Raw genomic sequence first — 25,890 nt, 5'->3', positions numbered from 1 at the left:
CAGGGTTCTCGGCGCGGCGGTTGTTCTCGGCTCAGCGTCTCGCGTCCTGTGCATCCGATTAGAAAAGGAGCCACTGCACTTTTAGACGAACGCCAGCGATCGATACTCACCACGGCGAATGGCCGTAGCTCTAGCGAATGCCTTGGCAAGCGTTGTGTACATTGGCTCGCCCGGTTGCAGGTCTGCTTCCCCTGACACTACTCGAATCGCCTCCTGTAGGCGACCGCGTCCATCCATGGCGTGGTCGTACGCGTCTAGTAGATCGAGGTATTTTTTGTACACGCCGTTGGCATTCGAGATGTGAATGTCGCCGTGAGCGGGTTCGAAGGTCTTGTCCGCAACTTGCATCAAACGTGCTTGTTGCTCCCTCAGATGGACAAGCGCCGCCTCAACCTGATCGCGAAGAGGAAGTGTGAGGTTGAACTGCAAATTGGCGTGAAGGTCAAAGCTTTGAACCCCGCCGTCGCCATACACCCGCAGGATGTTGTGCGTGTCGACTGTTGGTGTACGAGCTTCACTTAGAAAGTCTCTTTGGGCGCGCAGTATCGCCATTACGGTCTCGCGGGGAACCTGATCTATTTGGTCTGCCAGGGTTTCCCAGAGAAGAGGCCGTAGTGGAAATCCATGGAGTATCAAGACACTGCGATCGAACTCATAGTTCGGCGGCAGCATACCTTCGAGCATCGCTTCGGGAACACTTTCGGGATCAGGAGTCTCCTCAAAGAAGGTGCCGTCATCTGCACCATCGATCAGGCCCAATCTGAACGCGCCGGAAAACTCGGGTGTGCCCTTTCTGAGAATCTTGAGATCTAACGCGCCCGCGCGGTCGAAGATCTGTCGATCAATAGGGAGTGGAGACGTTTTGGGATCGATCCATTCGCGCAACAAAAATCGCATGGGGTCCAGGTTGGTCTCAGATTCAAAGTACGACCCCCGAAAGTAGTCTTCATCGACGTCGACGTGCTTGATGAAATCCTTGCCAGTAAGGAAAGCCGCTCTGATCCACGGCTCGTATCTAGGGCGCCATGCCCCAAGGGCATCGAGAGCCTCGAGTATCGAGGCCTCCTCTTCGTGTGTCAGCTCTCGGGGGCCAAGGCATCGCGCTGTGAAGTTCTCATAGGCTTTGATGTACTCGGCATTGCGGCGCAAAAACTCCCAGGCCAACTGCGCATTGTTCATCGCCGATATGAAGTCTCTATTGTTCTTAGGCATGTGTAGGACGGTAGTCAGCGTTGGCTGCGAATAAGCCCCGCTCTGAGATTGTGTGCTGAACGAAGGCTCCTCACGTGAGCCGCAATTCCATTCGGAAAACGTTCCCCTAGGCCACTGTTTTCCGACATTCTGCCATCGCAAACTGGTGCAATTGAGTCTTCGAAGCGCAAGGAGATTCAACCGAATACATGAACAGCTAATGCCGCCGTTGGCGCCAAAACTCCCTTAAAAATCTGCATCACTAATCAAGCTGAATCGGCCCGCCCGGAGTCTCGCTCATTCAGCTCTGAGATCCACATGAAAATCAATGAAAAAGATCCCCAAAGGCCAACTCGATCACGGGCTCGCACAAGCAGCGATCGCCGGCCCCCCGAAAGTATCTGAGGCCGGGCCCAGCGCCGAAGCAGTTGCATTTGCCTCCGTGCATAAGTACTACCGCGAGCCTGTCGACCGCCTACTCAAGATCAGCGAGGTTGTGGTGCTTACCGGCATGTGCCGGAGCTCTGTCTACAACCGCCTGCGCGACGGCGGCTTCGTCGGCCGCGTGAAGATCGGTCCCCGTTCCATCCGCTTCCCGGAGTCTGAGGTCCGCAAGTGGATCGCCGAGCGGTTGCTCGAGCGCGACGCGAAGGGAGGACGAGATGCCCGTTCGTAAACGCAATGGTCCGCTGCTCGAAGGTGGCGGTGCACTGCGCGCCGCCATCTTGAAAGTCCGCCGCGCGACTGACGCCAGCGGTCACCGTCTTCCGAAGATCGCGGTGAAGTTGACTATGCCTGGTGGCGAGTGCTGGGCCTGCCTGCCTGAGCACGATCTTGTGCAGAAGAAGACGGGGTGTCTCATCGACTTTGCCGTTGCTCATGACATCGACACAAGCGACATGGAAGAGGCGGATCTGAAGCTCCTCTGTGGTCAGTTGCGCGTTGCAGCAAAAAAGCGCGTTGTGCTGCTGCAGCGACCTGGCTATTTCCGGGTTTTGGCCGCTGCGCACGAGGTGGAGGGTTTCGTGTATGCCAATCACATCTACTGGGCGAATGAGCAAGGGAAGCCCGGTAAGGTGGTCTGCATGACCGACCGAGATGTGATTCCCGCTTCGTGCTCCTTGGAGCGTTGGAAGCGCAAGGTCGGCGTTTTGTTCAAAGGCCAGCGTTACATGACCGTCGCACTGGGGGCGACTCTCTGCGCATTGCTCGTGCGCGCACTGGACCTGCACAAGCTTTCTTTGTTCATCATAGGTGAGAGCTCGATGGGTAAGAGTGCGCTGCAGCGGGCGTGCTTGTCTGCAAGCCGCTCGGGCGACGATCTCGAAAGCGCCACCGGGACCATCCTGGGCCTGCTGATGCGTATGTCTGAGCGACCTGACGAAGCGGTTCACCTGGAGGATGCCCGACAGGTCGGTAGCTCAGCGGATTTCCCCAGGCTCATCTTCGATGTGGGCAACGGCGCCGCGCGTGCTGTTGGCTCCGCTGGACAGAAAGCCATCGTAGGGGAGCCAGCCCACTGTACGCTCGTGGTATCGAACGAGCGAACGATTGCTGAAGGGGCAAGAGGGTCGGCCGGCGTGCAGATCGATGCCGGAATGAGTGCACGCGTTTTCGAGTTGGTCATCGAAGCCGAGCATGGTGCTTTCGACGCGTTTGCCCAAGACCAGGAGCCGGCGGAATTCGCCGAAAAGCTCGCTAGCCGATCGCGCAATTATTTCGGAGCGCTCTGGCCGGAGTGGGTCGGCGTGGTCGCACACAACTTGCAAGAGATCCGTCAGCAGCGTGACCGAGAGCTCCCGCGCATGCGCCAGATTCTGGAGACCGCTGTCGAGGCGAAAGACCCTGTGCTGAAACGGATGATCAGCGGTTACGCCGGCTGGATGTTCGCGCTTTCGGTTGCGATCGACTACGACCTGATCCCGCTCACAAAGAAGGAAGTGCGTCGGGCCTTCGTCAGTGTCCTGGTTGAACAGCAAAGGCGGCGCGGTGCCGGTCAGACACGCCAGCAGGAGGAGATTTTGGGCTCGGTGCGCCATGCACTAGATCGGAACCCGAAGTTTTTCGTGCCTTGGGCAGACCGATCGAATGTCTTCAACGGCATGTGGGGGTACACCCGTGAATTCGAAGGTGAGCGCTACTATTTGCTGTTACCACGGATGCTCGGTGAGCTCAGCAAGGGTTTCGGTGATCGGGACGCTTTGCGGGCGCTCGAGGGCGCGAGCCTGCTCAAAACGAACAAGGGCGAGAAGACGCTGTCGGTTCGCCTGAACCCAGGCGAGAAACCCAAGCGGTTCTACGCGATCAGCACGCGCATTCAGGGCGACGGCTAACCCATCTGTTGCGCTGTTACGGCGTAACAGCGCAACAACAGCGCGCACGAGCGCTGGGTCGCCTTTTGGCCCTGACCTACGCCGGGGTAATACCCCACAAACCTTTATTTCATTTACTAGCCTGGCCGAACCGCCGGGCGAGGAGAACTCATGCCTTTTAGTCTGATTTCTGACTTCGAAACGCACTTCAATACTGACCCTGATCACATCGTACCGCTCTTCAAATCGTCGTTGTTCGACACCATGAAGGTGAAGATCGAACTGTCCGCCAAGGCTGTCAAGGAGCTGCACGCCTCGCCACTCAAGCACGACGGCTACAGCTTCAAGGTTCCAGGTCCGTTCCCTGGTTGCGTTGCCACGATTTTCTCCCGACCCGGTGAAGAGATCGCATACATCGAAGCAGGTCCCAAATTCCTTACCGGTCAGAACGTCGTCGGGATCGAGAACGCCCACCAACTCACCTCGGAGATGATCCTCACGACGTTGAAGCGTGCCGGGATCACCGTCAGCCGTTCGCTTGCTACGCGAGTGGAGGAGGGCGCATATGAACTACTCCGTGTCGACTTCGCGGCGCACTGTGACTGCGGCTCCCCCGAGCGTGTACGCCTCGTCATGCTGGCGCTGCGTCACCTGGCTATCAGTACTGCGCGTGACGTCAGCTTCTACGGCGTTGACACGATTTACATCGGTCAGCACTCCCGTCGCAAGACTTTGAAGATCTACAACAAGGGCTCGGAACTAAACGTGCGTCCCATCCCCTCCGGTGTTCTGAAGCGGACGCAGTTGACGTCGAAGGCGCAGAATCTGTTGCGCTTCGAGTTCGTCCTCCGCGCAGATGAACTCAAGCGCTTGGAACTCTCCGATCCGCACGCGATGACTTCCCAAGTCGGTCGCGGTCTCATCCAGCGTCAGTTCGACTTCATGACCCGTGCCGACGGGGTCATTCCAGATCTTGCATTGGCATCGAATCTGTCGCGCGCGTGCCAAGCGAAGCTTCGTGCATGGGTTTTGGGTGATACGTCTGCGTTCACTGACTCGCCGACGACGTTCGTCTCGAATCGCCGCCAAGTCTTGGCCATCACCGGGATCGATATCACCAATCCGACCGATGCTAAGACCCAGCGTTTGGCCGTTCTGACGGTCCGCGACGTTCTGCACCACGGTGTCGGATTCAAGGCCCATCCGAAGCTGTGGGAGCGCCTCAAAAAGCGGGCCGAAGCACACAACCAAGGAGTGCCTCGCGAATAAGTCGATCCCTCGAAACCAGCGAATTCCCTGTATAGAACCGCAGCAGCCTTCCCGGTACCGCTATCGCTCTCGTGAGCGCACTCCATCAACCTGGCTGCTATTGGCAACGGCGGCTTGTTATAGATGGGACTTTCCATCTGCGAGCCGCATGTTGTCGATGAGCCCACGACGATTACTTTGCTGCGTTCCTTTTCCCGAAAAAGATGCCTTGCGAGGCCAATGTTCAGAAAAAAATGCTTGAAATTACTACTGACCAATTCAAAATGTTGTACGAAAACTTTCATCGCGAGAAACGAGAAGCTGTCGGCAATCTGATGCCCGGCGCTACCGTGAAGATGAGAGCTGGACCCTGGCACTTGGTTTCGATGGGAAAATATACCGAAACATGTGAGATCGGCCTGGCGATCCACATGCGGGGTTGCATGACGGGGGGCGCGATCAGTCTGCAGCGTCTCCGATTGGTGATGGCGATTCGCCGCATCGATTGGGAGATCGTAGAAGACTACAACAACCAAACGTTGAATGAAATCTTCGACCGCAAGCTGATCTGGGACCCGGAATCCACCCGAGACTAAACACGAACGGAGCCGCAGTTAGCGCGCCTTGCTCAGAATTGTTGAGCCAAGCAGATCGCAGTCAATGAACCTTCCCCCGAAGGCATCGCCGTAGCATCCTCCGGCCGGCTGCCTTTGGCCACAAGCCGAAGGCAGCGCGTCCGCGTTCAGTTTTTGCGTCAGGATGGCATGCTGGGCCTTGAGGGGCGTCAACAAGGCTAGCATGCGTTAGGTCTCTTCGGCGCGCGGCGAAGCGTCCTGTGTCATAGGATTGCATCTCTGGGCGCATTAGCAATATGCGCCAACATCAAGCCGATTTCTATCGGGCTTAAACTCGCACCCCTCTCTAATTCAAGGACTAATTGATGGCAAAGACTTTCCTGCAGGTACAGAAGCAGATCGAAGAACTTCAACGCGAGGCTGAACAACTGCGCAAGAAAGAGGCCGACGGCGTGCTCAGCCGCATCAAGGAAGCGATCGCGGTATATGGCTTCACGGCGGCCGAGCTTGGCTTTGGCAAGGCTGTTGGGCGTCCTGCTTCCAAGTCTGGCGTCGCCGCCAATAAGACAAGGAAGGGAAAAAGGGCCGCAGCAGCATCCGCGGCAGCGGTGCCGAAGTTCCAGGACGACCAGGGCAACGTGTGGAGCGGCCGTGGCCCCCGTCCGGCATGGTTCAAGGCAGCCCTCGAGTCTGGCAAGTCCGCCGACGACCTGCTCGTCAAGCAAGCCTAGGCTCTTGCCTGCGGCGGCAGCGGCAGTCGCCTCCTGATGGCCGCGCCGCACGTTATCGTCGGCGTCGTAAACCCCGTTTATCGGGCCACGAATCATGCACGACTCCATGTTCGCAGCTCGGGGAGCGGCTCATCCTTCGTCGGACCCCATCAGGTGTAATGACTCTGATCCGGGGGGCTGATCCATGTCTGGTCCTCGCGCCGATAGCTGAGACTGATTCGTTGTCGCTAGTGGACCGGGCATCATGCGCCACAGGTCCTGGCCATCAAGATGGCAGAAAACGCCAATGGTGCTGCTGTTCATAGCAAGTCGGGGCGATGGCTATCGGGTCTGTTCATTTGCAGACGACGATATCGTCTTCACGGGTTGGCGATAGACACCACGACGACAGACTGATGAGGGCTGCCCCCGGGTAGGTTAGCCGTACGGCGGGAACCGCGACCCTTGCTTCGTCTGCACGACCGAGCGGCACCACCAGCCGGACTGTGCCCTTGCGGTACACCCGCATCTGCAAGGCAAGGTCGGGACGTGCCGAGGCGGCAAGACGCCTTGCTGATTCGACATCGATCGTTGCTGAGATCACCAGAGCCCAGTCGTTGATGTAGTCCGCTTCATCGGCTCGAAGTAAACGCTGCTCGGCGCGCGAAGCCTTGCGTCCGGCTTTTCCGCTGATCGGGGCGGACGGCCCCAGAGTCGCCTCAGCGGTTACAGGCAACGAATCTGCACCCCGGTTCAATCTGACTAAGGCACTTGGCACGTCGACAGTGGGCTGCGGTGGCATGAAGGACGCACCGCGTTCGTCGAGGTAGTCGAGCACCTCCTGGTTGAAGAAAAGCAGCGCAACAAAAACGGCGATGATGCCGAAGTCCTTTGTCGCTCCCAGCGCGTTGCGCGCTAAGGCACTCCACTCCAACCACTTGCGCAGGCGTCGCCGCTGACGGGGCTCTGCCGCCGGTTGCAGGCTCGCCTCCTTGGCGGCAGTTGATTCGAGTAGTGGCGCAACCATGAACAGTGGCAACGGGAAGCAATTAACCTATCCGAGTGGACGGGCAGCTTTTGAGAAGCTTGACTTGCAACCAGCCACCGCGTGCGCCTGCATCCATGTACCCGCGATCAGGTTGAACGACCGACAAACAAGTGCCAGCTGCCGCCGTCGTGACTATGCCCGCAGCACTACCGATGCCTGCGCGCAGGTTGACTCCCGAATCGGCGAGCAGTATGTCACCAACAGTCACAGCCTCGAACGGTGTCATCGGCGGCTTCGATTGTGTGGTCTTGCGCAACTGCCCCGCGCGTGTCAGCCAACCGTCGGATCCAACTTCGTAGTACGCGAAAAGGCGCTGGTTTGCTAGTGCAGCGACGACCGAAGCGTGCAAGGTCGGCTCGCAGACCATCCCGTCGCAGCGGCGATCACGAATTCTCTCAAGAACCGTTCGTGAGGAGGCCTCTCCAGTGAGCCAACCTTGCCTCGCATTGCCGAGTGCCTCGGTGACGCCCAATTGGTAGCGATAAGTGCTCACAGGCATTTGTCGGATGAGCTGGGACACTAGCTCCGGTTTTCCACTATCTATTAATTTCGTTAACTCTTCCCGGGCAGACCGGCGCTTTGGGGTGTCGTCCGATTGCATCGCTAAAACAACCGCGGCTAACGATTTCGCCGTTCCATCGTCCAATTGTGGGGCCTGTCCTGCGACGGTGATGACTTTTGCGTCGACCTCCTTCGTGGTCCCGCTTTTTCGGTCAACCACAACCGCCTTGGCTCCTGTATCGGGAACAACAAGCCTCGCAGCCAGTCGCCATGTCGACGGCGCCCCCCAGCCGACGAGCCCCACCGAAGCAGAACGCCTGTCTGCGCTGAGTGTGGGGCCGGACAGGATCGTTGCACCAGCTGAACAGGGCCCGCTGAGGCAGCGCAGTTCGGGAGCGTCGAGTAGCGCCCCGGCAGGTGCGTCACCTGGAATGGCTAGTTTGAAGTCGTAGCGCAGACTCTTGCCTTCGGCAGAACAGTCTGTGCTGCAGTCAGTGATATTGGTCGTTAGGTAACTTTCCGCCTCGAAGAATTGAACGATGCTTGGCGCGACACTGGACGGTGAATCTATCGCCCCGCGAAAAACAGGGCGTAGGCCGCCGGCGGGAGGCGAATTCAATGCAGACGATGTTGTGACGGATTCGATCCTCTTAGATCGCTTGGGCAGGGCGAAAACGATCTCGCCGCGATTTAACGACTCGTTGCTTAGGCGGCCCGATGTGGGGGTCTGTTTGAAGCTGTCCTGAACCACACTCCCCTTGAGGAAAGTTACGAGTTCAGTGCCAGTCAGCAGGCCGTCCCCGTCGACGTCTGCCTCTCGACGCTCTCCAAACAGCGCCTTTACGAAGTACTCGGCAAAGATGCTGGACGCTGGGACTTCTTCGTCGTCAGTACCCGATGAAAGAAATTCGCGCAGCGGCCGACGCGCCTCACCAGAGAGCGCATAACCTGGGGGTTTCGGCTTCTCGTTCTTGTTGATCGACGTCGGGCTTGCACTTCGTGTCGGAGGTCGCAGTACTGCTCCTGAGAAGCAACTATCGAAGACAAAGAGCGCGTGCCTGGCTTGAATCCAGTTCGCGCTCCACTCGATGAACTGGCTCAATCGCAAGCCCTTGCGGCGAATCTCGGAAGGCTCTGGATCCTTGCCTTCCGGGCGCTGGATGTCGATGGGAAGAACGAATCCGTCGCGTTTGTTTTCACCGTCTCGCAATGTGGCACCGTGACCAGCGAACCAGAGAAGGAAGCGCATGTCGGAATCGGTTGGCAACTCCTCTCGGATAAAGCATTCAATGGTCGACTGCAACTGAGCTGAGCTTAGATCGAGATATGTCCAGACTTCAAAGCCCTGACTCTCTAGGGCGTTCTGAAGATTTGTGATCTCTCGCGGAACACTCGCCAGTGGCCTCAACCCGGTTTTCCCGCCCAGATAGTTGGATTCTCCGATCACCAAGGCAATGCTGCGCGAATAAAGTTCTACGTCCCTACCTGCTACGTCCTGAACCACGAGTTGCTTTTGTTGCGGGGGCGGATTCGTCTTGCTATGAGGTGCTTGGCACGCGCCATGCGCAAGTGAGCTCAACGCACAGAAGGCACAAAGCAGAATGCTCTGCGCCACGGTTCGATGTGAAACCACCGACTGTGTTCGCGTGGTATCAATCATCGTCTGTGGTCCGGTTTGCGTTCTGGAGGTTCGGGTTAAGCTCGAGGGTGTCTTGCTCGTCCAGCCGGGAATAGAATTCCGTCTCAGAAAGCGATGAAGGGAGGCCCAGGAACTCCGGCCCGCGGGATCTTGATTGCTTATAGAGACCTGCAGCCAATGCTTGGAGGTTCTTGTCCCGTTGGGCCGCATTCCAGTATTTGGGAGTTTGAAGGTACCCTGTGTTCAGGTATTTCTGATCGAGCTTGTAGATCACATCGCAATCGCGCTTGGTTCCATCTGCTGTTCGATCTGGGCACACACGAGTCCCATCGGAATGCGTGAAGAACGCAATTCGGTAACCGAAGCCGGCGTTTGGGTTTCGACCTACGCCTTGGGCGGAGAAGTATCTAAAGCCTGCGACGGCGTTTGAGTACGTCGCCAAGTTGTTGCCAGATTTATCGACATACGCAAGAAAGACGACGGCATGCCCGGACTTGTTTGTTCGATTTAAGTTGACGAATGAGCCCGGACTGAGTTCGCTGAACTTCACTCGGCGCCCGATCCCATATGTCACAAACGCGTCAGCCGTACCGTAGGAATCGAGTTGTGGTGCGACCCAGATGTGGCTGCGTATGTCTCGCGGTCGCATCCGATTCCATCCAGCTGGCGGCAAGAACGAATATGGTGAGTTGTCGCCTGTTTCTGCGACGTATAAGTTGATCGCGGTGATCATGACTTCCGCAACGGCCGCGACGCACATGGTCAAGGGCGGCTCCGACGGGCGGATGACGCCGCTTCCGTAGGGGATTTCTTTGGAGTACGCTCTCGCGATGTTGTATCCCTTGTTCGGCGACTCTTTGTAAAGCTGCTCGACCGCACGGAGAACATACGCATTCATTCCATCCGTTGGCGTGGACTGTGCTCTCCCCTCGGGACTTATGATGCACGCTGACGTTGCGACGAGCACCCCCACGACCGCGCGCCGCTGCTCCATGATCGAGGGTATTCTGAAGAACGAATAGAGTCGAGCTTGCAGCGGCGGCACCATTTCACATTGATGCACTCTGAGCGAATTTATCCGCTGGGCATTAGCATTCTGGTCATATCGACGCCAGACTCGAAGGTGCCGTTCGGGCGTGGCGAATCTGGCCGCGAGAAGCGATACAGCGTACCGTTCTTGCGTAAGTGTCTTGTCGGCCCAAATCGAGGATCGCATAATTCTCGAGCCCTCCTTCCAACCACTGTTCGGGTGGACACTTCGGTGGAGAAGACATCATCGTCGTATCTTTGTCGACGTACATCCCCAATACGGTGGATGGAAAAGGGCGTTGTTTTTCTATATAAGCCGCCCGCTGAGGGCGCAGCGGGCTCTCATTCCTTGGGTGCAATCGCTCCACCTTCGTAAATGCCCACTTATCGTGGGTTGACGGCCCGCGCCAGCGCCACCGGGTTAGGCAAACTGCCGGCAAGGCTCGCGTTACCCCCGTCACCCGCTGCGCTTGTCGGAGTGCAGGCCGGGCTGGGGCTGGTTGTTTTGCCCGCGGCGCGGCGCGGCGCGGCACCGGCGGGGCGCGGTCGACCTGACGCGCGGTACGTTCTTCCGCTGGAAAAGTAGGTGATTCACCCGAACGTGTGAGCCAGGACTCGTTGCGCCGGCGCAAAATGGCTTTTCCTCTGGAGGAGTGAGAGTTGGAAGTCCTGGAAAACGATGAAGCCTTGCCGACTGGGGCCAAGGAGGGGGCGGAGCCCAGTGTGCCGCCGGAAGTGGTCCTCGTGGACATCGAAGCGGATGGGACGCTGGGGTATGCGTCGATTCAGAACGCGGTGCCGGTCATGCGGTCCCTGCGAGTGACCAACAACGGGCCGGAGGCACTCGAAGGCTTGGAGGTACTGGTGGGCTGCAATCCGCGGTTTGCCGAGGGGGCCAGGCTGCGGTTCGACCGGCTGGCGCCGGGCGAGTCGCGCCGGATTTCGCCAATCGACCTGCGCCCGGACCACACCTTCTTGGCCGAGCTTTCGGAAGCCGTACGGGCAACGATTACCGTAGCGGTGACGGCTGGCAACACGGAGCTGACCCGCAAGACCCAGGCTGTGCAGGTTCTCGCCTATGACCAATGGGCGGGTACCCGGGCGCTGCCGGAGCTGCTCGCGGCCTTCTGCATGCCGAACAATCCGGCCATCGATGTGCTGATACAAAAGGCGTCGGGGCTTCTGCGGGAGGCCCACAACGAGCTGTCGATGAACGGCTACCAGTCCAAGAGTCGGGATGTGGTCTGGAAGCAGATATCTGCCGTTTACAGCACTGTCGCTGCCGCTGGGCTGCACTACTCGGAACCGCCCGCGTCGTTTGGAACCGACGGCCAGAAGATTCGCACGCCAGACCGCGTCCTTGACACCGGCGTTGCCACCTGCCTCGATCTGGCCATGCTTTTTGCATCCTGCTTTGAGCAGGCGGGCCTACGACCTGTGGTCTTGGTCAAAGAGGGGCATGCGTGGGTGGGTGTGTGGCTGCACCAGGCGAGCTTTCCTGACCCTCTGACCGATGACGTGCAGGCCGTGCGCAAGCGCGTCGACAGCGGGGAACTCCTGGTCTTCGAAACCACCGGCATTGCGCTGCATCACAGCCATCGTCCCACCTTGCGGATCGCAATGGAGGAGGGCAGTAGGCACCTGCTTGACGAGGAGGCCTTCAGGTATGCGGTGGATATTCACCGCGCCCGCGAAGTCCAAATCAAACCTCTGCCTTCCAGGGCGGGCCAAGTCCGGCGAGTAGAAAGTGAAGAGCAGCCGCCGCCGGTTGGCATTGAGCCGACCCCGCAGCTACCCGACCTGGACGTGACCGCGATCACCCCGCTGGACCTGTCCTTTGACGAGACGCCGGAGGGGCGCCTGTCGAAGTGGAAAGCCCGCCTTCTGGACTTGACGCTGCGCAACAAGCTCCTGAACTTCAAGGCCACGAAGACGACCCTGAAGCTCGTTGCGCCTGACCTGGCACGCCTCGAAGACGTTTTGTCCGACGGCAAAGACTTCAAGGTCCGGCCGCTACCCGGCATCATGGAGGGGACGGACCCGCGCATGGCTGAGGTGCACGTCGGGCGCAGTGGCAACTCGCCGCTGGATGACATGGCGCTTGAGGCACTGGCGAACAGAGATTTGCTTGCCGAGGTGAAAGCGGATGAACTGGACGGGCGCCTGCTCGCCATCCATACCGCTGCGCGCACGGGCCTCGAAGAAGGCGGCGCCAACACGCTGTATCTGGCCATCGGCCTGCTGAGGTGGACGGAAGACGAGAAGTCTGAGCGCAGGAACCTGGCTCCGATTCTTCTGGTGCCTGTCACGCTTCAACGGCAGTCGGTGCGTTCCGGTTTCAGGCTCGCGAGGCACGACGACGAGGCCATCGTCAATCCGACGCTCCTGCAGTTCCTCAAGGCCAGCTTCGAACTCCGCGTTCCCGGGCTGGAGATCTTGCCCAGCGACGAGAAGGGTATCGACGTGGGCCGCGTGCTGCAGGCGTTTCGCCTCGCTGTCGCTGAGATCAAGCACTGGGAAGTTCGTGAGGAGGCCCACCTGGGCCTTTTCTCTTTCACAAAGTACCTGATGTGGAAGGACCTGCAGGACCGCACCGACCAACTGAAGGCCAACCGCGTGGTGAAACACCTGATTGACCACCCGGGGCAGGCTTTTGAGCGTGATGGCGAGGTCGGCGAGTTTGCGCAACTGGACCTTAGCCACAAGCCACAGGACATTCTCGCGCCGCTTCTGTCCGACTCGTCGCAGCTGAAAGCCATCTGCTCCGTTGACACGGGCCGCGATCTGGTGCTCGAGGGGCCGCCGGGGACAGGCAAGAGCCAGACCATCACCAACATGGTTGCCCACGCGCTTGGGCGCGGCAAAACCGTCCTGTTCGTGTCAGAGAAGATGGCAGCCCTGTCGGTCGTGCATCGGCGGCTCGAAGCCATCGGGCTGGGGCCTTTCTGCCTCGAGCTTCACTCCTCGAAGTCGAAGAAATCGGAGGTCTTGCAGCAATTGGGCAGCGCGCTGGACATGGCCGGCCAGCGCACGGCCGAAGATTGGTCTCGCGAGGCCGAGCGTCTTGCGCAATTGCGCCAGGAGCTGAATGGGCTCGTCGGTTCGTTGCATCAGGCCTACCCCAATGGTCTTACCGTCTTCGATGCCATTGGCACCTGCATCGGCAACAGCGGCAAGGCGCCGTCCCCGATGCCGTGGGCCGACGCTATGACGCACAAGCGCGACGAGCTCGACAGGCTCAGGGAAACCTCGCGCAGCATGGCCACCTTGGCGGGCGCCATCGGCGGATTGAATGGCCACCCGCTCGGCCTCATTGGCATGACGCTGTGGAGCAACTCCTGGGGAGACGACCTTCTTGTCGCCTGCCAGGACCTCGCCCGCGTAACCACGGTCTTCCAGGCCAAGGCGCAAACCCTCGAGGCACTCTTGGGGCTGAACCTGGCGGGGTCGAGCATGGACGCCTTTGGGAACGCGGACACGCTCGCCGACATCTTGCTCGCGGCGCCCAAGGTACCCGTTGCGGTCGCGCGGCAGGCGCATGACCCCGCGACGCATGCACGCCTCCAGGCACTGGTGAAGCACGGTACCGCGCGGGCCGCGCACTGGGAAAGCGTCGGCGCCGGATGGACGCCGCAGCTGGCCAAGCTCAATGGCGCGGAGCTGCTTTCGAGCTGGTCCCAGGCGAATGCCTCCTGGTGGCTGAAGGCGATCTGGGGCAGGCGCGCCATCACGGCAAAACTGGCCGGCTTCCGCGAAGACGGAAAGCGTCCGTCCGCGGGCCAGGTCGACGTAATGCTCCGCCCCCTGATGGAGCTCAACGAGGAAGACCTGATGCTGCGGTCGATGCACACTGATGCACAGGCGTTGCTCGACGACGCCTACGACGGCCTGAAAACGGACTGGAGCGCAGTGGCAGCTCACGATGACTGGGCAAAGCGGTTTTCGCGGGCGGTGGCTCAAGTCGCCGCGGGGGACGATGCACACACGCAGGCGCTGCGGAGTGCTTTGCAGCCGCTGGTTGCGGAGAACCGCGTCGCGCTTGAGTCGAATGGCAAAGTGGGGCAGGCGCTCATCGAGTTCCGCAGCGCTTGGCGCGATATGCGCCAGAAGCTCGAAGCGCTAAACAATGCTGCCAAACCGATTGCGCCGATTGCCGGGCCGAGCAACGCTGATGGAGCATTGGAGCGTCTTCAAGGCGTCATTGCTGGCTGGCAAGCGTCCAAGCAGCGGTTGCAAGCCTGGTGTCTGTGGCGGAATGTGCGGGACCAGGCTGTTGCGCAAGGGCTTCAGGGGCTTGTGTCGGACCTGGAAGAGGGTGTCATCGGTTTGAGCGAGGTCGGTGAACACTTCGAGTTCAGCTATCGCAGTTGGTGGGCAAAGAAAGCGATCGATGTGGATCCCATTCTGCGGAACTTCGCGAGCGCCGAGCATGAACGCAAGATCCGGGAGTTTCGGGCCGCCGATGCGAGCTTCCAGAAGCTGACGGAACGCTATCTTGCCGCAACGTTGGCGGGGCGGATTCCTTCCGCGACGGGCGTAGCAGCGAAGGCAAACCCGGAGATGGGGCGGCTCCTGCGCGAGCGCCAGAAGCAGCGCGCCCATATGCCCGTGCGCCAGCTCGTTCAGGCTATGCCTACGCTTCTTCCCAAGCTTAAGCCGTGCCTTCTGATGTCGCCGCTCTCGGTGTCGCAGTACCTGGACGCAGGCTTCTCGCAGTTTGACTTGGTCATTTTCGACGAAGCGTCGCAAATTCCCGTGTGGGACGCGGTGGGCGTGATTGCCCGCGGCAAGCAACTGGTGGTGGTTGGCGACCCGAAGCAGTTGCCTCCCACCAACTTTTTCAACAAGTCTTCCGACAGCGACGACGGAGGTTTCGGTGACGACGAGCGGGTCGAGGATCTCGAGAGCATTCTGGACGAATGCCTGGGCGCTGGAATGAACAAGCTCAGCCTCCAGTGGCACTACCGCAGCCGCCACGAAAGCCTCATCACTTTCAGCAATCACCGTTACTACGACGACTCCCTGGTGACTTTCCCATCGCCGGTGACCGACGACCTGGCCGTCAAGTTCCTGCGGGTCGGGGGTGTCTACGACCGTGGGGGCAGCAGGACGAACCGCGCAGAGGCGGAGGCTGTCGTCGCGGGCATTGAGGAGCACTTCCTGAATCCGAAAAAACGTGACCTCACCCTCGGTGTCGTCACCTTCAACCAGACACAGCAATCGCTCATCGACACCTTGCTCGATGCACGGCGCCGAGCTAATTCGGACCTAGACCGTGCCATCGCGGCGCAGACCCGGGAGAAGCTGTTCGTCAAGAACCTCGAGAACGTCCAGGGCGACGAGCGCGATGTCATCTTCTTCTCCATCACCTACGGCCCCGACGCCGCGGGCAAGACCACCATGAACTTCGGGCCGCTGAATGGCGAAGGGGGACATCGTCGGCTGAATGTCGCTATCTCGCGGGCGCGTGAGGCGGTGGTCATTTACAGCTCGCTCATGCCCGAGCAGATTGACCTCGCGAGGGTGCGTGCCGCGGGCGTGCGCGATCTGAAGCACTATCTCGAGTTCGCCATTCGCGGCGCGCGGGCTCTCGTCGAGCAGAGCTCACCCACCGGCTTGGAGCCCGAGAGCCCGTTCGAGCTTGCGGTCATCAAGGTCCTGCGCGACATGGGCTGGACCGTGCATCCTCAAGTCGGCTGCTCGGGCTATCGCATCGACATGGCCGTTGTGGACCCGCGTGCCCCGGGCCGCTACCTTGTCGGGATCGAATGCGATGGCCGCGCATACCATTCAGGAGCCACGGCTCGCGATCGCGACCGCCTGCGCCAGTTGGTGCTCGAGGGCCTCGGCTGGAGAATTCACCGTATCTGGTCCACGGACTGGTGGGTCAACCCCGAGGGAGAGGTGCAGAAGATCTCGGCGTTGCTTCAGTCGTTGGTGGCGCAAGAGGAGGACGAGAACGCCGGAGAGGTGCCGGACGAATCCCCGCCTGAGCCACCGATCGACACGGGATTGACCGATGCCAGTCTCGAGCCAGGAAGTACGACAGCAACGCCCCTGAGAAGTGCGCTTGCAGCGCAGGTGACCACGGCTGGTTCGCAGGGGCGCGCCGTGAAGGTTTACGCGCTGGCCACTGTCGCGCCTGGCGACCCGCTCGCGTTCTATGAGCCGCATTCGAGCCGCCGGCTTTCGGACCAGCTTCAGTTGGTGGTCGAGGCCGAAGGACCAATTCTCGAGTCGACCTTGCTCAAGCGGATTGCCAGGGCGTGGGGCCTTGAGCGCACGGGCGCCAGGATTGTCGAGAGGCTCAGGTCATTGATCCCGGCCAATTTGCCGCGAACGGAGGAGGGCCATGAGACCTTCTATTGGCCGGCCAATGCAGAGCCGAAAAGCTGGAATGGATTCCGCATCGCTGACGCGAGCGAAGTGTCCAAACGGCACATTAGCGAAGTCTGCGCCGAAGAAGTAGCGGCCCTGGTATTGCATGTTGTTGGCGAAGCGGGCCGGCCTTCTCGGGCCGACACCGCTCGGGCGGTATGTCGCCTGATAGGTATGGTTCGCACGCCAGCAGACGCCGAGCGACGAGTCATGGATGTGGTCGATGCGCTCGTAGCGACAAAGCGCCTGAGCGACTCGGGTTCGCTTCGCATTTCCGAAAGCGACCCTTCTAGCGCAGGCACCCCGTTCAATGGTCACTAGTGCAGGCTTCACAGCGGAGCCGCCTCTCCTTTGTCACCTGCTTCTATCTCGCCGGCCCGACCTTCTGGAGCAACGCTCAGCTTCGATGCCGGTCACTTGACGATCCGAACAGCGGGCTCTTGTACGAGGTCGCCGACGAGGCAGCAAGCTTTGTTGTTCGTTGTGACTCCATCGTTGTCCCGACCCTCGACCTGACGTTTGCATATGAGTGGTCCCGGAACCTCGCCGTCTGAGATCGGCCACAACCAGCCGCTCGCGACATTGGGCAAAATTCGGCCGGAAGCGGCCGGCCTCGGACGCTGACCACGCCCCGGATTTCGCCCAACGCGAAGAGTCATGACAAGTCAGGGAGACGACACGTGCCAAGAAAATTCTTCAACTTGTGCTTTGACCGGCAGACCTCTCAAGACTCCGTGGGTGGGGCCTATCTGGCTCCAGAGGGTCAAGGTCTGCCGTGTTGCACCCAGTGCGACAGGCAGATGATCCCGTTCCTGCAGTTCACGCTCCCTGTCGCGGCCGAGCTCCCCTTTGTCGAGGGCGGCAGGCTTTCGGTAACCAGACCTTCCAGATGACGATGTCACCGCATGACCAGCTCCGACTGCGTAGGGAATATCTCCACGAGGTTTGGATCGATGAAGAAGGCCTTGAGACTTGTATCGCGCTCGGACCTGCCGGCGATGCAGCTAGACGCCTGCTCGGAAAGAGCACGTGTGTATGGGTGTTCTGGGCGAGATGTCACCTCGACGCGATGAACTTCTACTACGGATTTCTTGGCAGAGGAACGTACGAGAGCGACGAACCATGGGATCGAGAGGACTATCCGTCGGCGTGGTATGTCGAACAGCAAGCGCATCTCGCCACAATCTGCATGCTGCCAAGTGGCAAAGCCGACTAGCGATGTCGCGGCGAATTGTGCCGGGTGGCGCGCCGATATAGGTGTGGCAGGAACCGGTGACTCAGGCTGTTCGTCAAAATCCACCAAACGTAGAAGCCCATCAGAAAAAAATGACATTGCTCCATCGTGTATCGATCTCGATTGCTGCGCTGCTGATCTGCACCGCCGCCATCAGTCAAGAAGCGCGGATTGCCAAAGCCGAGGCGATAGTCGACGTGTTCCAGGCGATGGATGCCCGGCAGATCGTGAAGGTCGTGGCCGAAGACCTCATACGTCAAAGTGGGGACTATCAGTTCCGTGTGCAATACGAAGAATTCCTTTCGGACGTCGCTAAATCTCCAGAGTACCGAGCGGCCAAGGCTTCGGCGTATGCCCGGGTCTTCACCGAAGACGAGTTGGATGGCATATTGGCCCTTGCCAAAAACCCGATCTTCCAGATGTACCAAGAGAGAAGTGGGGAGCTACAAAAGGAATCGCGCTTGGCATTGGCGAGCGTTCTCCGGCCAAAGGCGATGGAATTCGCAAGGAAGATCGAGGTGCTCAAGGCCGCGGGCTCCAAGCGCTAAGGGTTGGTGTAAGTTGAGCCGTTTGCCTCCGGCTGGAGACGGCCAGCAGCAGTCATCGCCGTGGCCGCCCCCGGAGGAACTAGAAGTTCATGGAGGTCATAAAGTGGTTGGACGCTTAATAGGACGCCTTCTTTTGTCGATGGCAGCAACGATCCCGTTGGCTTCATTCGCGAGTTTGCCGCTGCAAATGTCCCCAGCCGAGATGGCTGAGGAAGCCGATCATGTGCTCGTCGGACACGTCGTCGGCGTCGACATGGTCGACGGAAATGGCCTTCCCGTCTTGGATGATCAAGCGCGTACGGGACCGGGTTTGAACAATGTCATTCGTCTCCACGTGGCCGTCGACGAGACTCTGACTACGACCGTCGAACGAATTCCAAAGAGATTGCGCGTACCACTCGATCCGCTCATGCACTACAGCCTTGGGCAGATCCGATCCGCTCATCAGAATGATGCAACCCTGCGATTGCTGCTTTTGAAAGGCACGGATTTTTCCACTATCAAGCCAGGCATTTTCTTTCTTCCATTGCAGGAAAAAGACGAGGTGCTGCGAGCGCATGGTGCAGCACACAGATAGGTGCGCAGAGTACGGCCGACAAATATCGGCTACAGCCTGCCAATCACGGTCAAAAGCCGAAGCTAATTTGTGATGCAGGGGCGTCTTCAATGACCAGCCAAAAACCTCTTTTGGAGGTGACAAAGCGATCTCGGCTCGCGTTGCTACTTGGGGTGCTGCTGCTCGCGGCTTGCGCGCATAGTGACAAGCTAGTAAAGGCCCCGGAGTGCGCAGCACTCCTGCCAACCTCCGACTATTACCCTGTTGGAGCACTTGACCCTTCCGATGGACGGGCGGATCAGTTCGATCGCGAGTGGTTCAGCGCTCATTTGACGGCTATGGGTGAGTCCCCGATCATGTGCAATGACGCGGTAACGGAGTACCGTTTTCTCTGGCTGCGCACTTTCCATCATCCGGTCGTCATAAGGGCAACTATTTCCGACCATCGAGCCACGTTGCACGCTGTTGAGTTAGACGGCAAGGGGGGCTACGAACCAGGGCAGGTGCTTCGCCAAGTGAATCGCTCTTTATCGACAAGAGAAGTGCACACGCTGGAGCAAGTAGTTGGAGATTCGAATTTACGCCAAACCCCCAGCGTCGAACGCTCTGCAATGCTGGGAACTGACGGTGCACGATGGGTGCTCGAAATACGCGACCGAACAGGCTATCGCGTCTTGAATCGCCAGTCCCCTGGCTCTGGCGCGATCCGCGACTTTGGGATGCACCTGCTCTCCCTGACCGGCTGGTCCTCCATAGGGCCCGTGTATTGATACGTCTCGAATGAAATCTTACTTCTTGCCGTCTAGCGGATGACTGCTTGCGGCGAATCGCTGCTTCTGCTTCGCGCCCATCGCAAATGCAGAAATACCGGCTACAGTCGGCCACGACCGGCCGCTCACCAGCCCATCAGAATTCTCCATGAGCCCTCATTAAAAAACCTATGGATCACTGGACTCCGATTTCTCATGAGGAACTGAAGGAACTGGTGTCCGCTCAGCTCTCCGAGTGTTCACCAGAACATGCCCAACAGTTCGCTCGTCTTCGCATTCCGTTTCGGACCGCGTCGATCACGCGCAACGGTGTGAGCGAATCGGTATTTATCGTGGCGCAGCTTGAACAAGTGGCCATCTACTACGAAGATGTTGAAGGTGGGTTCAACGTTTCAGAGGTCGCGCCCGATGGCTCCATCGCCACACCTGGCTTTGAGCAGTGGACCATCGCCGATGCGATTCAGCACCTTCTAACCCTCCCTTACGATTGCGTTCGCCGCGGGCCTGCTTCCTTCCTTCGTTGATAGGCGAAGTTCGGCCAAGACCAGTCTTCCCAACCGAAAGCAGGCTTGCTATACCCGTATCAGACCATAGAAGCAGGAACACATGGCTGCCAACGTGCACTTGGTCAAACCAACTGGCCTGATCTGCGCCGCTTATTGCGAAATGCCGAGGAGAAATCTTCGCCTTCGCAGAGATGACGCTCAGACTTTCGAAGAGCCGGGTCTCGGATTGAGCCTTTGTTGGATGTTTGAACTGTCCACAGGACGGCAAATGATGATTTGCTACCGAGAATTGCAGCCTGAATTTGCCGAAGTCTGGCTCGAGTACTCAGATCATTTCGAATTAGCCGATCTCGAAGCAGCGGGAGAGGCCATCGAGGTGCGAGCAAGCGACTTGGTAAGAGTCGGGGGTCAGTTGAAATGGCGAGGCGACTGAGATCGGCCACAACCAGTCGTTCGCTGCAACGACGCAATGCGGCCAAGAGTCCACACCCCAGATGGGCCTCGAATAGAAAACCAACTATGAAATGTTCGCAATGTGGCGGTGTCGATTTGAAACGCCCGCTGAGCTCGGTGCGCTGGAGATCTGGATATGTAAAGGCTGCGGCTCCGAAATGGCGGTCCACTGCCACTACCTACCTGACATTTCCGGCTTTCCCAAGCAAGATTGGTTCGCCGGGAAATTTCTTGTTGGGGGGAGGGCCAACGCCGCCAAAAGCTATCTGAAGCTAAAGCGTCTTCTCAACGGTTGCGAACGCTTCGACCCGAGCAGGCTTGAGAAGCAGTTTCTTAGTGGGGCTCTCGAGTGGGATTTGGGGCTGTTCCCCGACTTCGAGGTCGAACGCCTCACAAGCGAATCGACGGCGACAGGAATTCAGATCGAATTCGACAAGGTCCCCGAATAGAGGCGGACAGAATCGATATGGGCAACTCTCGACGGTGCGCTCGAATCTGGGCTTCGACCTCAGACGGCCTGAATCCGGCGACTGCTATCCGGCGCCTTCAAGGACTGCTCAGGGTCCATTGCGTCAGGCCTGCGACCAGCTACAGTCGGCCAACTGCGATCGTTCAACTGTGCAGCACAATCGTGTCCAAAGCGGACACCCGCTGCATGCGTCTAACGAGGAGGAATCTTGGGAGTCAGCCTATTTGTCGAGCGGCCCGGCCGCGCTAACGCCATTTCCTTGGAGGAATGGCGGAAGCTCGTCGCGGACGAGTCGGACCTGCGGCTTCGCACCGAGCCGTATGCCGCCATCAACCCTAAGACCGGTGAACAGGTTCTTCTTCCGGTTGGCGATGCAGACTCAGAGATGCACAGCGGAATGCAATGGCATCCGTTTCTCCGCTTTGCTCGAGGCAAGTTGGTCATGGAGTATCAGCCCGGGTTTGCGAATCCGGACAATGAGCTTCGGCTACGGATCGCCTCGATTTCAAGGGCACTCGGCGCTCAGATCACAACTGACGTTGATGATGAGCCGTTGGACTGGTCGCAAAGCGAATAGGTCGGGACGCGGCCAGAACCCGTCATTCGCCGCCGACCTCCCGTTCGCCGCACAGCGGACACTCGCCGCGTCCTTGCGGTACGTTAGACGACCGAAGTTGAAGGCGCGTGTGGCCCAAATGTAGACGGTCATTCGGAGTCGCAAGCCGATGAACATTCGACGGTGTCTTGAGAACGAGGCAGATGTCCTCACGGCTATCGCCCACAGCGCCAAGGCCAGTTGGCCCTACACCGCTGACCAAATCGATGCCTGGAGCGAGAGCCTCACAATTGCGCCGACCTTGCTTGGCAATTCCTTCGCCTACGTCGCGGAAGTCAACAGTGAAGTCGCCGGCTTCTATGTGCTGTGTGACTTGGAAGGCACGTGGTGCCTCGAACACCTTTGGGTACTACCGAACTTTATGCGTCAAGGTATCGGGACTGCTCTTCTGACGCATGCAAGAAGTCTGGCGATTCAGCAAGGCGCGACGACCATCGCCATCGATTCGGAGCCATATGCGGAACAGTTCTATCTTGCCTACGGCGCGCAGCGCGTGGGGGTAGCACCAGCACCCATAGAAGGTCATCCCGACCGACTGCGGCCCCAACTGCTTCTTCCCACCCAGTGGTCGATTTCACCCCTGTCGTGTAAGAGGTAGACTGAAGTCGGCCAACACCGGTCGGTCGAAGCCCGGGCTGAATCTGCTCAGAAGGAGACATTCGATGGTAGGAGGTGAAGCATTGGCGACTTTGCGCAAATCGTGGCGCTCCTGTGTCGCAGTGCTCGGGCTTCTGGTCGGAATCACTCCACTGACATCCCTCCAGGCTGCAGAAGACACGGTGAAGCAGATCACAGCACCGAGCACTTCCATATATCGGAGCATCGGCGGCCGCGACCTCCGAGTATTCAAGTTTTCGCCTTCCGATCTCGGCGGCACCGCGAGGCCAGCCATCCTGATGGTGCAAGGCGGCGCCTGGTCACGCGGCAGCCCAGAGCAACTTTTCAGAGCAGCGCGATTTTTCTCTGAGAAAGGATTTATATCCATGGTGCTCGAGTACAGATTGGCGGATGCGACGAACTCGCCGGTCGAGTCTTTCTCGGATGTGTGCCACGCGCTTGCATTCATGAGAATGGATGCGGAGAGATTAGGCATTGCACCGTCGCGCATCGCAATCTGGGGCATCTCGTCGAGCGGTCAACTCGCGGCAGCTGCAGCGACGGCTGGCTGCAGCGCTGCACATGGCGGTGCGGGTAACGATGGCCCCGACGCATTGCTGCTGGCTTCGCCTGTAGTGGACGCCGTCTCTGATGGATTGTTCCGGGATCTGATGAAGGGGCACGCGAAGCCTTCGTCTTTGTCTCCCGCCCACACGTTGACGCGGAGCATAGTTCCGACGCTCATCATCCAGGGAGATGCCGATCGGACCACCCCCATCGAGCGAAGCAAGGCATTTTGCGCGCGAGCGCAAGAGCTAGGCAGCCGTTGCGAACTCGTAGCGCTCGAAGGACAGGGACACGTACTTGACAGGGAAGCCCGAGATGGACTGCTGGACCGCCAGACTACATTCCTTCGCGAGCTGTGGCAGGGACCGTAGACTTCCTTCTGTATGCGTGCCTTCGGCCACGAGCAGCCATTTGAGGCACCGATGAATATCCAAGTCCGACCCGCCACGCAAGACGACGCAGCGGATGCGTGCCAAGTAGTTCGAAGGTCCATTGCCGAGTGCTGTCACGACGACCACCGCGGCGACGTGAACTTGCTCGCCGGGTGGCTGCGCAACAAGACGCCCGAGTTCATACGTCGGGTCATCCTTGCCCCGAACGCGTTTTCGGTTGTCGCCCTCGTTGGCGAGGAAGTGGTCGGTTTCGCGTCTGTATCCCGAACTGGCGAGGTGACACTCTGCTACGTCACGCCTTCCGCGCGCTTCAAAGATGTAGGCAAGGCCCTGCTTGGCGTTGTCGAGGACCACGTGGCTCGGGCCGGGGTCGATGCACTGCACTTGGAGAGCACACGCACGGCGCGAGCGTTCTATCTCCGCAACGGATTTACCCCGGAGGGCTCCCCGATTTTGGCATTCGGCATCGAGGGTCAGCCGATGCGCAAGCAGCTCAGAGCAGAGCACTGAGACGCCGGCACCGCGACGGGCAGAATGCGGCCAGAAGCAGCCGTCCGGTGCCAAGGCAGAATCGATTCGAGCCGGCAAGCAGCGGATGATCGCCGCGCCATGCAGTCGGGCCACCAGAAATCACAGAAAGAGATCACCATGTTCTGGAGACGCAAGCGGAGACTGACAGAGGAGACGCCGACGGAGCCGCTCTTTACTGCGGTACGAAGCGGTGATGAAGAGATGCAGCGTGCATATGGATTGGCCGCGGGGTCAATTTATGAATTCCGTGCACACCTAGAGCGACCCGGGGATCACATCTGCGCGGCAAAGCTGCGATTTCGGGACCCCGCCCTTTCTGAGCGTTTGGGCGAAGACCGCTTCCTATTCCTCTGGCTGGCAGGGGTCGAGTACGACAGCAGCAGCGATCAGTTCTCGGGCTCATTTTTTGAAGTTCCTCATGAGCTGACCCAGTGGCATCGGGTTGATCAAACATTGCGCTTCGCCGGCGAAGACATCTTTGATTGGTTCGTGAACGATGATGGCCATCTCTTCGGTGGGTACACGATGCGTGTGGCCCGCGCACGCTTGCCTGAGGCTGAACGCGCGGCCTACGATGCCCATACCGGCGTAAAGACCTGGCACAGCGCTGAACTAAACTAAATAAGGCGACGAGTGCTTTTTCTGTGCACGATTGAAACGCTCCTCGGCCGCTATCGGCTAGAGAAAGTCGGTCACTCCGTAAGACAAAATTCGGCCAAGAGCAAACACTCGCGAACGTCATGATTTCGTCGACCAGACCAGCAAGAGCAATCGGGCTACTGTGCCTGAGCCTTCTCATCAGCGACGGGGCGAGCGCCGAGTCAACGTGCGGCATTGTGAGAGTTCCAGGCGGCTCGCCACACAGGGTCGGCCCACCGCAGGCGACGGTTGAATTGATGCCTGCCAGCAGTTCCGGCCGCCCAAACTACCGCCGAGTTCACCCGAGTCAGGACGTGAGCGGCATGCAAGAGTTCTGGCTTGCCCAAGACGGCCTTGCGAGTGCTGCGGATGTCGAATCCGCGGAAGCCGTACTGGACTGCGATACGCCGGCAGTGCTTCTCACTTTCAACAAGGATGCCACCGCAAGGCTTGCGAGTTGGTCGGACGCGAATAGGGGAACGCTCTTGGCAGTGCTCGTTGATGGCAGACCAATCACAGTTGCGAGTGTCCAGGGCACGCTCGGAGGCAAGGTGGCTTTGCGACTTTCAAGTGGCAAGCTGGACGAGGCCGAGATGTTGGCAAGCCGACTTATGGGTGCAAAGCGTTAAGGGGCCGCCGTCGGCCAGAACCGGCCGTTCACCGAGCCGGCACAATGCGGCCAAGAGCTATCGTTCGGCGGTGCGGCTGAATCCGCATTCAAGCGCCGCTGTCTCTGCGGTTGATGAAGCCATCAATAATCTTGCCATGCCCATTGAAGTGAATCTCTCGGTGCTCCAATCGGGCCAGATCGCAGCCCGCCTAGGGCGCTGCGAGGGATTGCATGAGGCGCTTGAACACGCCTATGTTTCCGACGGCCATCTCAAAATAGAAGTTCGGCATGTTCTCTTGCTAAAGGACATTTACGGCAATGAATCCACGCAGCACTCATCGGACCTTGCACTCTGGAGAGGCGCGGAGAGTTGTTCGGTGTTGCACGAGTTGGACCTCGACGACGCCGAGAAGGTCGGATACATCGGCGAGTGGAATCTGCCATTTCTTCGGTGGTTGCACGGGCTTGCCATCGAGACATTTGAACCAGTCAGTATCTGCTACGAGCACGAGCGAGGCGACTATCTTTACGAGGTGGCGTGCTGGTCCGCTGACCCTCAGGCCACTGATGGGTATGCAGAGGAATTCATCGTGGAAAACTACGAGGGAGACACCGAGCCTCTCTGGATTGGTGGAGTAGTGCGGCGTGCCGATGGTCTGGTAGAAGTCCGTGCGAGCTAAACGGTCGACTTCGGCCAGAAACAGACTTACGCTCAGATGCTCACTCTACAAGTCACCCACAAGCTTGATCGAATACACGCACACGGCGATG

General features: G+C 59.1%; 23 protein-coding genes. 18 read left to right on the top strand and 5 right to left on the bottom strand.

The window, feature by feature from the left end; all coding sequences use genetic code 11:
• Positions 1 to 81: 81 nt before the first annotated feature.
• A complete protein-coding gene (locus AC1VNX_RS23535; protein ID WP_483159983.1) occupies positions 82 to 1,212 on the bottom strand; it encodes a transcriptional regulator domain-containing protein in 1,131 nt (376 codons plus the stop codon).
• A 307-nt stretch (positions 1,213 to 1,519) separates the two neighbouring features.
• On the opposite strand from AC1VNX_RS23535, the gene AC1VNX_RS23530 reads away from it, so the two are divergent.
• From AC1VNX_RS23530 to AC1VNX_RS23510, 5 genes are all read left to right on the top strand, one after another.
• Positions 1,520 to 1,867, top strand: a complete 348-nt coding sequence (locus tag AC1VNX_RS23530; RefSeq protein ID WP_483159981.1) for a helix-turn-helix transcriptional regulator — start codon at positions 1,520 to 1,522, stop codon at positions 1,865 to 1,867.
• Positions 1,854 to 3,524 carry a DUF927 domain-containing protein gene (locus AC1VNX_RS23525; RefSeq protein WP_483159979.1) on the top strand — a complete coding sequence of 557 codons (1,671 nt, stop codon included), beginning with the start codon at positions 1,854 to 1,856 and terminating at the stop codon, positions 3,522 to 3,524. The genes AC1VNX_RS23530 and AC1VNX_RS23525 overlap by 14 nt, the downstream gene beginning before the upstream one ends.
• A gap of 150 nt (positions 3,525 to 3,674) precedes the next feature.
• Positions 3,675 to 4,772 carry a phage/plasmid replication protein, II/X family gene (locus AC1VNX_RS23520; protein ID WP_483159977.1) on the top strand — a complete coding sequence of 366 codons (1,098 nt, stop codon included), beginning with the start codon at positions 3,675 to 3,677 and terminating at the stop codon, positions 4,770 to 4,772.
• Positions 4,773 to 5,035: 263 nt separating this feature from the next.
• The gene (locus tag AC1VNX_RS23515) at positions 5,036 to 5,347 is read left to right on the top strand and encodes a hypothetical protein (RefSeq protein ID WP_483159975.1); all 312 of its coding nucleotides are present in this window, start codon (positions 5,036 to 5,038) and stop codon (positions 5,345 to 5,347) included.
• A gap of 344 nt (positions 5,348 to 5,691) precedes the next feature.
• Entirely contained in the window at positions 5,692 to 6,057 is a 366-nt protein-coding gene (locus tag AC1VNX_RS23510) for an H-NS histone family protein (RefSeq protein WP_483159973.1), read from the top strand.
• A 334-nt stretch (positions 6,058 to 6,391) separates the two neighbouring features.
• On the opposite strand, the gene AC1VNX_RS23505 is transcribed toward AC1VNX_RS23510, so the two are convergent.
• Genes AC1VNX_RS23505 through AC1VNX_RS23495 form a run of 3 tightly spaced genes read right to left on the bottom strand, consistent with a single transcriptional unit; the run spans position 6,392 to position 10,272 of the window.
• Positions 6,392 to 7,075 carry a hypothetical protein gene (locus tag AC1VNX_RS23505; RefSeq protein WP_483159971.1) on the bottom strand — a complete coding sequence of 228 codons (684 nt, stop codon included), beginning with the start codon at positions 7,073 to 7,075 and terminating at the stop codon, positions 6,392 to 6,394.
• Between the two features lie 10 nt (positions 7,076 to 7,085).
• A complete protein-coding gene (locus AC1VNX_RS23500; protein WP_483159969.1) occupies positions 7,086 to 9,245 on the bottom strand; it encodes a caspase family protein in 2,160 nt (719 codons plus the stop codon).
• Positions 9,238 to 10,272, bottom strand: a complete 1,035-nt coding sequence (locus tag AC1VNX_RS23495) for a hypothetical protein (protein WP_483159967.1) — start codon at positions 10,270 to 10,272, stop codon at positions 9,238 to 9,240. The genes AC1VNX_RS23500 and AC1VNX_RS23495 overlap by 8 nt, the downstream gene beginning before the upstream one ends.
• A gap of 641 nt (positions 10,273 to 10,913) precedes the next feature.
• Here AC1VNX_RS23495 and AC1VNX_RS23490 point away from each other — a divergent pair.
• Together AC1VNX_RS23490 and AC1VNX_RS23485 are read left to right on the top strand one after the other, a co-directional pair.
• Complete coding sequence (locus AC1VNX_RS23490) at positions 10,914 to 16,952, top strand: DUF3320 domain-containing protein (protein ID WP_483159965.1); 6,039 nt, start codon at positions 10,914 to 10,916, stop codon at positions 16,950 to 16,952.
• A 1,005-nt stretch (positions 16,953 to 17,957) separates the two neighbouring features.
• Entirely contained in the window at positions 17,958 to 18,413 is a 456-nt protein-coding gene (locus AC1VNX_RS23485) for a DUF2059 domain-containing protein (protein WP_483159937.1), read from the top strand.
• A gap of 163 nt (positions 18,414 to 18,576) precedes the next feature.
• Here AC1VNX_RS23485 and AC1VNX_RS23480 read toward each other — a convergent pair whose 3' ends face one another.
• Entirely contained in the window at positions 18,577 to 19,080 is a 504-nt protein-coding gene (locus AC1VNX_RS23480) for a hypothetical protein (RefSeq protein WP_483159963.1), read from the bottom strand.
• On the opposite strand from AC1VNX_RS23480, the gene AC1VNX_RS23475 reads away from it, so the two are divergent.
• The 11 genes from AC1VNX_RS23475 to AC1VNX_RS23425 all read left to right on the top strand — a co-directional run bounded on the left by AC1VNX_RS23475 (position 19,080) and on the right by AC1VNX_RS23425 (position 25,799).
• The gene (locus AC1VNX_RS23475; protein WP_483159961.1) at positions 19,080 to 19,739 is read left to right on the top strand and encodes a hypothetical protein; all 660 of its coding nucleotides are present in this window, start codon (positions 19,080 to 19,082) and stop codon (positions 19,737 to 19,739) included. The genes AC1VNX_RS23480 and AC1VNX_RS23475 overlap by 1 nt on opposite strands.
• Before the next feature lie 170 nt (positions 19,740 to 19,909).
• Entirely contained in the window at positions 19,910 to 20,263 is a 354-nt protein-coding gene (locus AC1VNX_RS23470; protein WP_483159959.1) for a hypothetical protein, read from the top strand.
• A gap of 82 nt (positions 20,264 to 20,345) precedes the next feature.
• Positions 20,346 to 20,678, top strand: a complete 333-nt coding sequence (locus AC1VNX_RS23465) for a hypothetical protein (RefSeq protein ID WP_483159957.1) — start codon at positions 20,346 to 20,348, stop codon at positions 20,676 to 20,678.
• A 91-nt stretch (positions 20,679 to 20,769) separates the two neighbouring features.
• Positions 20,770 to 21,147: a hypothetical protein gene (locus AC1VNX_RS23460; RefSeq protein ID WP_483159955.1), complete on the top strand. Its 378-nt coding sequence runs from the start codon at positions 20,770 to 20,772 to the stop codon at positions 21,145 to 21,147.
• A gap of 228 nt (positions 21,148 to 21,375) precedes the next feature.
• Entirely contained in the window at positions 21,376 to 21,744 is a 369-nt protein-coding gene (locus tag AC1VNX_RS23455) for a hypothetical protein (protein WP_483159953.1), read from the top strand.
• A 148-nt stretch (positions 21,745 to 21,892) separates the two neighbouring features.
• Positions 21,893 to 22,381, top strand: coding sequence for a GNAT family N-acetyltransferase (locus AC1VNX_RS23450; RefSeq protein ID WP_483159951.1), 489 nt, complete (start codon positions 21,893 to 21,895; stop codon positions 22,379 to 22,381).
• A gap of 181 nt (positions 22,382 to 22,562) precedes the next feature.
• Complete coding sequence (locus AC1VNX_RS23445) at positions 22,563 to 23,318, top strand: alpha/beta hydrolase (RefSeq protein WP_483159949.1); 756 nt, start codon at positions 22,563 to 22,565, stop codon at positions 23,316 to 23,318.
• Between the two features lie 156 nt (positions 23,319 to 23,474).
• A complete protein-coding gene (locus AC1VNX_RS23440) occupies positions 23,475 to 23,849 on the top strand; it encodes a GNAT family N-acetyltransferase (RefSeq protein WP_483159947.1) in 375 nt (124 codons plus the stop codon).
• A gap of 99 nt (positions 23,850 to 23,948) precedes the next feature.
• A complete protein-coding gene (locus AC1VNX_RS23435) occupies positions 23,949 to 24,491 on the top strand; it encodes a DUF2314 domain-containing protein (protein ID WP_483159945.1) in 543 nt (180 codons plus the stop codon).
• Positions 24,492 to 24,832: 341 nt separating this feature from the next.
• On the top strand, positions 24,833 to 25,138 hold the full coding sequence (locus AC1VNX_RS23430; protein WP_483159943.1) for a SecDF P1 head subdomain-containing protein: 306 nt from the start codon (positions 24,833 to 24,835) through the stop codon (positions 25,136 to 25,138).
• Entirely contained in the window at positions 25,125 to 25,799 is a 675-nt protein-coding gene (locus AC1VNX_RS23425) for a hypothetical protein (RefSeq protein WP_483159941.1), read from the top strand. Before AC1VNX_RS23430 ends, AC1VNX_RS23425 begins: the two co-directional genes overlap by 14 nt.
• Positions 25,800 to 25,890: the final 91 nt, after the last annotated feature.

Source organism: Variovorax sp. TLI9-5A (assembly GCF_056867935.1).
The sequence above is the reverse complement of the archived record's forward strand: the minus strand, read 5'-3'. Positions and strand labels throughout refer to the sequence as shown.

Bases quoted from the DNA above. Each gene is read 5' to 3' on its own strand.
- AC1VNX_RS23515 (WP_483159975.1), top strand. From the start codon at position 5,036: ATGTTGTACGAAAACTTTCATCGCGAGAAACGAGAAGCTGTCGGCAAT.
- AC1VNX_RS23430 (WP_483159943.1), top strand. From the start codon at position 24,833: ATGCAAGAGTTCTGGCTTGCCCAAGACGGCCTTGCGAGTGCTGCGGAT.
- AC1VNX_RS23495 (WP_483159967.1), bottom strand. From the start codon at position 10,272: ATGGTGCCGCCGCTGCAAGCTCGACTCTATTCGTTCTTCAGAATACCC.
- AC1VNX_RS23500 (WP_483159969.1), bottom strand. From the start codon at position 9,245: ATGATTGATACCACGCGAACACAGTCGGTGGTTTCACATCGAACCGTG.
- AC1VNX_RS23470 (WP_483159959.1), top strand. From the start codon at position 19,910: ATGGATCACTGGACTCCGATTTCTCATGAGGAACTGAAGGAACTGGTG.
- AC1VNX_RS23465 (WP_483159957.1), top strand. From the start codon at position 20,346: ATGGCTGCCAACGTGCACTTGGTCAAACCAACTGGCCTGATCTGCGCC.
- AC1VNX_RS23535 (WP_483159983.1), bottom strand. From the start codon at position 1,212: ATGCCTAAGAACAATAGAGACTTCATATCGGCGATGAACAATGCGCAG.
- AC1VNX_RS23435 (WP_483159945.1), top strand. From the start codon at position 23,949: ATGCAGTCGGGCCACCAGAAATCACAGAAAGAGATCACCATGTTCTGG.
- AC1VNX_RS23450 (WP_483159951.1), top strand. From the start codon at position 21,893: ATGAACATTCGACGGTGTCTTGAGAACGAGGCAGATGTCCTCACGGCT.
- AC1VNX_RS23475 (WP_483159961.1), top strand. From the start codon at position 19,080: ATGACCAGCCAAAAACCTCTTTTGGAGGTGACAAAGCGATCTCGGCTC.
- AC1VNX_RS23510 (WP_483159973.1), top strand. From the start codon at position 5,692: ATGGCAAAGACTTTCCTGCAGGTACAGAAGCAGATCGAAGAACTTCAA.
- AC1VNX_RS23525 (WP_483159979.1), top strand. From the start codon at position 1,854: ATGCCCGTTCGTAAACGCAATGGTCCGCTGCTCGAAGGTGGCGGTGCA.
- AC1VNX_RS23530 (WP_483159981.1), top strand. From the start codon at position 1,520: ATGAAAAAGATCCCCAAAGGCCAACTCGATCACGGGCTCGCACAAGCA.
- AC1VNX_RS23520 (WP_483159977.1), top strand. From the start codon at position 3,675: ATGCCTTTTAGTCTGATTTCTGACTTCGAAACGCACTTCAATACTGAC.
- AC1VNX_RS23460 (WP_483159955.1), top strand. From the start codon at position 20,770: ATGTTCGCAATGTGGCGGTGTCGATTTGAAACGCCCGCTGAGCTCGGT.
- AC1VNX_RS23485 (WP_483159937.1), top strand. From the start codon at position 17,958: ATGACATTGCTCCATCGTGTATCGATCTCGATTGCTGCGCTGCTGATC.